The following is a 7,881-nucleotide window of genomic DNA, read 5'->3' on the forward strand; positions in this document are numbered from 1 at the left end:
ATCTTTTTCCAAATTGGCAATTTCTATTCCTATATCTGGAAGTATAAAGAAATTAGGATCTTCACCATCTCTTGTGATTAGGTCAATCCCCTTTTCAGTAAGGTCAATATTATTATTTTTCTCTTCAATGGTGAAAAGCAATGGCTCATCAGCCTCAGGCATTAATTTAGAATTATCGGCCAGATAAATATTTTCTGTCTTTTGAAGAATTTGACGCATGCCCTGCTCACTCAAGAATTTGATTAAGGGTTTATGCTTTGGCAAACCTCTGAAAGCTCTGAATAATGCCAATCCACCTTCATCTTCTTTTCCTTCCTTTATTAATTTCTTCGCTTCTAAAAGGAAGTCTGAAGTTAATTTTCTTTGTTCTTGTACTAATTTCTCAATTCTTGGCTTTAAGGAGTCAAATTCATGAACGTCCCCTTTAGGAACTGGCCCTGAAATAATTAATGGCGTTCTTGCCTCATCAATTAAAACGGAATCCACCTCATCTATCATGGCAAAGTGGTGTTTACCTTGAACCAACTCTTTGGTTTCACGCGTCATATTATCACGCAAATAATCAAACCCAAATTCATTATTGGTTCCGTAAACTATATCTGATTGATAAGCTTTTCTTCTCTCCTCCGAGTTAGGTCTAAAATTATCAATACAATCAACTGAAATTCCGTGAAATTGGAATATAGGTGCCATCCATTCAGCATCACGCTTTGCCAGGTAATCATTAACAGTTACAATATGAACGCCTCTTTTAGCTAATGCATTTAAGAAAGCAGGTAAAGTAGCTACCAAAGTCTTACCTTCACCAGTTGCCATTTCTGCAATTTTACCTTTATGGAGCACAATGCCACCAATCAACTGAACATCATAGTGCATCATGTCCCAGGTCGTATCATTTCCAGCAGCTTTCCATGTATTATTCCAAACGGCTTTATCACCTTTCAAATTCACATGTTCTGCCTTTCCAGACATTTCCTTATCGAACATGGAAGCGGTCACTTCCAACTGTTCGTTTTCCATAAACCTGCGAGCAGTATCTTTTACAATTGCGAAAGTTTCAGGTAGCACTTCCAAAAGTACCTCCTCTAACTTTTCATTTCTTTTCTCTTCCAAAGCATCAATTTCATTGAAAAGATCTTCTTTGGTATGTAAATCCATGTCAGGATTATCATCCACTTTTGTATGAAGTGCTGCTATTTCATCATCAATTTCTTTCAGATATTGATTGATTTTGTTTAATACCTCCGAGGTTTTAGCTCTTAGTTCATCGTGGGTTATATCCTTTAATTTGGCAAATTCTACATTGATTTGCCCAACCATAGGAAGTACTTCTTTTATATCTCTATCAGACTTTGTTCCGAATACTTTGGTTAGTCCTTTTGCTAAAAAATCAAACATGCTTTTTTTACTATAGTAATTTAAAATATGTGCTAATTTACACGCTTTTTTATGATTTATTTAAATTTTTAAAGAGTGATTTCACCTTTAAAAACATTCTTTGCAGGTCCAATTAACCATACATTTTTTGCTGAACCATTTACTAGCTCAAATTCAACACTTAGTTGCCCTCCTAAAGTTTGGATTTCAACAGGTGAAACGCCTCCGTGCAACACATGGGCAATAGCGCAAGCCGTAACTCCCGTTCCGCATGACAAGGTTTCATCCTCTACTCCTCTCTCATAAGTTCTAACTGAAATTTTACTTTCAGATTGCTTTTCTACAAAATTAACATTGATGCCTTCAGCTGCAAATTCATCACTATAACGAATAGTAGCTCCTTCTTCTTTTACATCTTTATCATTTATATTGCTAGAGAAAATAACATAATGCGGTGAACCCGTATTAATAGTGAAATGCTCTGGATAATTATTGATTTCAGATTGGGCTACATCTTGCATACTCAAGCGCACGATATCACCATCAATAGTGGCTTTATGTACACCATCAGTAGAAAGAAAGGTAGTTTTATTTTTAATTATACCTAGAAACTGAGCGAATTTTACTGCACAACGGCTTCCGTTCCCACACATACTTTGTGAGCCATCCGGATTGAAAAATATCATTTCAAAATCATATTCATCATGATTTTCGATTAATATCAATCCATCTGAGCCAACTCCAAATTTACGGTCACAAAGTTTTTGGGCTATGGTTTTATCTGTTCTATCCAATCTTTTGGAACGATTATCCACTACAACAAAATCGTTGCCGGTTCCTTGATATTTATAAAATTCAATTCTTGCCATATACACCATTAAGCGAAAATAGCACCAAAGAATTTCATATGCCAGATTGACACTTTGTATTTAACCCAAAAAATTCATATGAATTTTTCATCCGAAGGACAGACAATTTATAAAAACCCGATTATTAAATAGTTATTTTATAATTCTCATAATAAAACATAAAATTTAAAAACACCTAAATTTGGGTTATTAGGTTTTTAAAATTATCGGGGTTAACCCTGGTATATTCAATTCATAAAAAGTTGTTTAAAATTGCTAATTGTTATTACTCCTAAGCTTGTCATGAATAATACGGGTTAAATTCTAAAATACTTTAAGCCGCTCTTAAGCTCTAAGTAAATGAGTCCTATATCTTTTGAAAAAGAAAACTTAACAATATCATTTGGCTCTAAAATTTCAGTTCGGCTGGTCAACTCAAAAACTGCAACTTCTTCAGTAAATGTCTTACCATTAATTTCATAATCAGTAACAATTTGAAATTGAAAGGGAGGATCATTATCATCAACATACCACGAAAATGATTCCCCGCTATTAGGAGATAAATATAATCGAATTGGATCATAGGTTACCGCATCAAAATCAATGGATAAATTAGGCATATTAAAAGATACCCAAGCATTCCCATCAGAAAATCCAGCATCTGCATTTATACTAAAATCACCTAAAATGGTACTACTGAATTTTTGATAATGCATTTCACGCATAGTCTTGCGGGTAGGAATTAATAAAAATGCACTCCCTGACTCACTATAATAATTATTTTCCTCTCTAAGATTCCAAGTATTTTTTATTCCATTTTCATCTATCATTTGAAAACTATGGGCTCCTTCTTCCTGCACTATCCAAGCCTCAGTCTCAACTTGGAGGTCTATCTCTTCATAAACTATAGCACCATTACATGAAATTAAAAGCAAAAAAGTGGCAAAGAGGAATAATTTATTGAATTTCATAACTATCTCCATTTTGCTCAATGATCTTTAGGATTCCTATAGAATAATTAAAATACATACTATCAACTTCTCTTTCATATTCCTCACTGTGGCTACTGCTTTTCAATTTAAACACCTCATGAAAGTACTGATTATTTATTTCCACAGAATCTACCATTTGCATATTCTCATTCAGGGAGAAATATTCTCTTCCTATAGTAATTCCGTAATTAAATCTCTCTTCATCATCTGCATTTATATAAAATTGGATGTCATAGAATGGATAATCAGAAATAACGAATAATTCTTCGTTTTCATAGGTATAATAATCACAGCAATGGTCGCAACTAGCTGTTTCAACAGTTGAATTTCTAAATACCTCAAATTGGATTTCTGTAGCGGAATTATGCACCAGCGTAAATTGATCTTGATTTTCATACGGAATAAATTCCTCCATATTCTCTGGAAAGGTATAGGCATCCGTAAGATTACTCTCATCACATTTAGGAGTACAGAATCCAACAGAAGCTATTAGAAAACTAATAAATAAGATCTTCATTGATTATAAAATTAAGGTTGATAGTAATGTAATTATAGACAACATATTGGTTGAATTGGTTGGATTTAAAAGGTATGAATTTACCCCACCATCAAGTGTGCCTTAGGGTATTTGTAGCTTTTTGTGGATTTTCTACTACTTAAAGCTAAAGCAAAGGTCAGCGTACCCACTCTACCAATGAACATGGAAAGTATTATGACTACGCGGCCAGCAAATGAAAGGTCGGCTGTAATCCCAGTACTTAATCCCACAGTACCAAAAGCAGATACTTCTTCAAATATTAATTGTACCAAAGTAAAATCACTATCGGTAATAGTTAAAATAAAAATACCAATCAAATTGAGGGAAGCTGCAAAGAAGAAAATGGATAAGGCTTTAAATAATAATTCTTTTGGGATGAATTTCCTGTCAATTTCAATCTTCAATCTTCCTCTCAAAGTAGCAAAAACTGAAACTATCAATAAATAGAATGTTGAAGTTTTAATACCGCCCCCCACAGAGCCAGATGATGCCCCAATAAACATCAAAAAAGCCATCACTATCAAGGTGGGCGTTCTTAATGCACCAACATCAACCGTATTGAAACCTGCCGTACGTGCAGTAGCCGATTGAAAGAAACTCGTGATCAATGATTCTATGAAATTTTTATCTCCCAAGGTATTCCCTTGTTCCAAAAAATAAAAAATCAGTGTTCCTGAAGCCAATAAAACCAAAGAAGTATATACCGCTATTTTAGTACTCAAAGCCCAATCTTTCCATGGATTCTGAAACCTATCTTTTAGGTTTTTCCTTGAAAACAAATCCTGAATAGAAGAAAATCCTAGCCCCCCCAAAATAAGAGTTAATGCAATAATGATGTGTAAAATATAACCATTTGCTACTCCGTCTTCAAAAAGTCCATTAGTAAATAAACTGAAGCCTGCATTACAAAAAGCACTTACCGCATGAAAGGCGGAAAAGAATATTTTTTGTCCCATAGAATCAAAAACAACATCTTTTCCCCAGCTAAAAAATATCATGATGAATGAAATGATTTCAATCACGATAGTAATTGCAATAATTTTTCTTAACAGACCTTTTGCTGAAAATAAAGAATCACTTACTAAAAAGTCTTGAAGCATTAACTGCTGCTTAATACCTACACCACTTTTCATAAAAGTGGCAAAAAAGGAGGTAAAGGAAATGATACCTAAACCACCTAATTGAAACAAAATCATGATGACAAACTGCCCTTTCATCGTGAAATAAGTGGCCGTATCCACCACAATCAATCCAGTAACACAACTTGCACTCACGGATGTAAATAAAGCATCCATAAAAGACATTGATCCTTCTTCAACGCTCATTGCTGGCAACATTAGAACTCCGGTTCCAAAAGCTATTAAGAGTAAAAAACTATATATAAAAGTTCTGGCAGGCTTCGTTTTCAATTTGGACAAAACTGCACTTGCTCTTATAAATTCATAAACAATTAATACTAAAAAATAGAAAGTTATAAAGGTCAGATAGGCATCTTGGTAATTTTTAAAGCCAAACGTCTCAGCTAAATATTTGATAATTTGATTATCGAAATAATAATTACTAACAGTATTAATGATAATAATAAAGACTAGAACAGCTTCCAACTTATTGGACTTAAGAAACTCAGTCCTACGAAATTCATATAACAGCCGAATTAAAAACGTAAAGAAATAAATAATAAGGACCACATCAAGTCCCAAAAACACTTGTTCTAATTCATTAGATTCTGTTTCAAAACCAAAAACGAAAAATAACAATATAGCTGCAGTAAGCCAGATAAATGCCTTTAGAGATACCAAAGTATTAAGTACTGCACTTCTACTATTGTAGATCGCATTATTTAACCATTCAGTAACATCATTTTTAAGGTTTGAAAAATTCATTCTGATAGAAATGCTGGGCTTTTAAATTAACTGCCTTATTTATAATTGTAAATTATGCTTTATTGCTTCTACTTCCAACTTTTTGACATCAATTGGTACAACTCCCAACTCTTCACAAACGATTCCTCCTCCCAAATTCGAAAGAGAAGCAATGAAATCAGGCTCTAAATTTAATGCTACACAAAGAGCTGCAATACTAATTACGGTATCGCCAGCACCCGAAACATCAGAAATACTTCTCTTATAAGCTGGAATTAAAAAATCCTCTTTTTCGGATTGAATATAAACCCCTTTTTCAGATAAAGTGGTCATGACAAACTTTGCAGAGAGCATTTCACGTAATAATCGAGTCTGCTCCTTTAAGGCACTTTCATCGGAAATGGAAAAATCCACATGCATTCCTTCTTTCAACTCCTTCAAATTCGGTTTGAATAAATCAACCCCTTGATAGTCGAAAAAATTATTTTTCTTTGGATCCACCACAACTGGCTTTCCTAACTCCTGAGCTTTTTTAACAGTCTGTTGAATAATTTGTGGATTAATAGTGCCTTTATCATAATCTTCAAAGACAATAACATCCACTTCTGAAATCAACTCAAATATCTTTTCCTGTAATAAGCTTTCTTCAGATTGATTTAAGGGTTCGAGACTTTCAGAGTCTACTCTCAACAAATGTTGTGAGCCTGATAAAACTCGTTCTTTAATGGTCGTTATTCTGTCCTTGCTGCGGATGATGCCTTTAGCTGTAATATTTCTCTTTTTCAATAATCCTTCAAAAATATCCGCTTCCTCATCATCTCCTAAAACGGCACATAAAATGGGCTCAGCACCTAAAGACTGAAGATTTAGCGCTACATTGGCTGCCCCACCCATTCTTTTCTCGCGATTTTTTACATTTACAACGGGTACAGGCGCTTCCGGAGAAATCCTGGAAACAGTGCCCCAGATGTAAGCATCAATCATCACATCACCAATGACTAAAACCTTCAGTTTTTGAAACGCTTTAAAAATATCAGGAATACTTTTGATAGACATATTAACTTAATTCTGCCAATACTTTTTTCAAGCGCTTCATTGCTTCTTTCAGTTCATCATCAGAAGCTGCATAAGAAATTCTAATACAATTAGGCGCACCAAATGCAGTTCCTGTTACCACAGACACATTAGCTTTCTTTAAAATATAGATAGACAATTCATCTGCATTTTTAACTTTAGTTTCGCCATCTGATTTTCCGAAGAAACTGCTGATATCAGGGAAAATATAAAATGCTCCTGTTGGAACATTAGTCACTACGCCTGGCATCTCTTTTAATAAATCCAATACCATATCTCTGCGCTTATGGTATGTTTTAGTCATATCCAGAGTAGGCTGTAAATCACCAGTAAGTGCCGCTAAAGCTGCTCTTTGTGATATGGAAGCATTACCCGAAGTAATTTGACCTTGTATTTTTATAGCTGCTTTTGCAATTGGAAATGGAGCAGAAATGTAGCCCACTCTCCAGCCTGTCATGGCAAAACCTTTAGAAAAACCATTAATTGTGATGGTTCTTTCCGCCATTCCAGGCAAAGAAGCCATACTTACATGTCCTTCAGTTCCAAAATTGATATGCTCGTAAATTTCATCCGACATCACCACTATATCATCATATTGTCTGATGACCATGGCCAATTTCTCCAATTCTTCTTTAGAAAAAACACTTCCTGTTGGATTACAAGGGGAAGAATACAATACGCCTTTAGTATTTTTCGTAATAGCATCTTTCAACTGTTCTGCCGTAGGTTTAAAATCATTTTCAAGCGTTCCGGTTACATAAACAGGTGTTGCTCCTGCCAATTTCACCAGTTCAGTGTAGCTTACCCAAAATGGAGCGAATACAATCACTTCATCTCCCGGGTTTAGCATTGATAACATCAAATTTGCAATGGATTGCTTGGCTCCATTTGAAACTACTACCTGATCTGGAGAACTTGGAATTCCATTTTCTTTTTCCAGTTTATTGGCAATCGCTTCTCGTAAATCCTGATAACCCGAAACAGGAGGGTAAGCAAAATATTTTTCACTATCAATTGCTTTTTTAGCTGCTTCTTGAATATGTTTTGGAGTTTTAAAGTCAGGCTCTCCCAAACTCAAACTGATTATATCAATCCCTTGAGATTTTAATTCTCTAGCCTTAGCTGCCATAGCTAAAGTTGCAGATTCAGACATATTCTTGATGCGATCGCTTACTGGATAGTTCATAATA

Annotated in this window: 7 protein-coding genes; all 7 read right to left on the reverse strand. The window is 34.6% G+C overall.

The genetic code is table 11. The annotated features are described in order from the left end of the window. Positions 1 to 1,398: DEAD/DEAH box helicase (locus Q0L29_RS11010; RefSeq protein WP_367275780.1), on the reverse strand; the 1,398-nt coding region annotated here is incomplete at its 3' end. A gap of 68 nt (positions 1,399 to 1,466) precedes the next feature. Continuing rightward, entirely contained in the window at positions 1,467 to 2,246 is a 780-nt protein-coding gene (dapF, locus tag Q0L29_RS11015) for a diaminopimelate epimerase (protein ID WP_296621612.1), read from the reverse strand. Positions 2,247 to 2,542: 296 nt separating this feature from the next. After that, positions 2,543 to 3,196, reverse strand: a complete 654-nt coding sequence (locus tag Q0L29_RS11020) for a hypothetical protein (RefSeq protein ID WP_296621613.1) — start codon at positions 3,194 to 3,196, stop codon at positions 2,543 to 2,545. Then, positions 3,183 to 3,734: a hypothetical protein gene (locus Q0L29_RS11025; protein ID WP_296621615.1), complete on the reverse strand. Its 552-nt coding sequence runs from the start codon at positions 3,732 to 3,734 to the stop codon at positions 3,183 to 3,185. The genes Q0L29_RS11020 and Q0L29_RS11025 overlap by 14 nt, the downstream gene beginning before the upstream one ends. Positions 3,735 to 3,814: 80 nt before the next feature. Next, the gene (locus tag Q0L29_RS11030; protein ID WP_296621617.1) at positions 3,815 to 5,638 is read right to left on the reverse strand and encodes a TrkH family potassium uptake protein; all 1,824 of its coding nucleotides are present in this window, start codon (positions 5,636 to 5,638) and stop codon (positions 3,815 to 3,817) included. Between the two features lie 39 nt (positions 5,639 to 5,677). Next, complete coding sequence (locus Q0L29_RS11035; RefSeq protein ID WP_296621618.1) at positions 5,678 to 6,673, reverse strand: bifunctional heptose 7-phosphate kinase/heptose 1-phosphate adenyltransferase; 996 nt, start codon at positions 6,671 to 6,673, stop codon at positions 5,678 to 5,680. Between the two features lies 1 nt (position 6,674). Next, on the reverse strand, positions 6,675 to 7,877 hold the full coding sequence (locus Q0L29_RS11040; protein WP_296621620.1) for a pyridoxal phosphate-dependent aminotransferase: 1,203 nt from the start codon (positions 7,875 to 7,877) through the stop codon (positions 6,675 to 6,677). Positions 7,878 to 7,881: the final 4 nt, after the last annotated feature.

This window comes from Marivirga sp. (assembly GCF_024636815.1).
Lineage (GTDB): Bacteria > Bacteroidota > Bacteroidia > Cytophagales > Cyclobacteriaceae > Marivirga.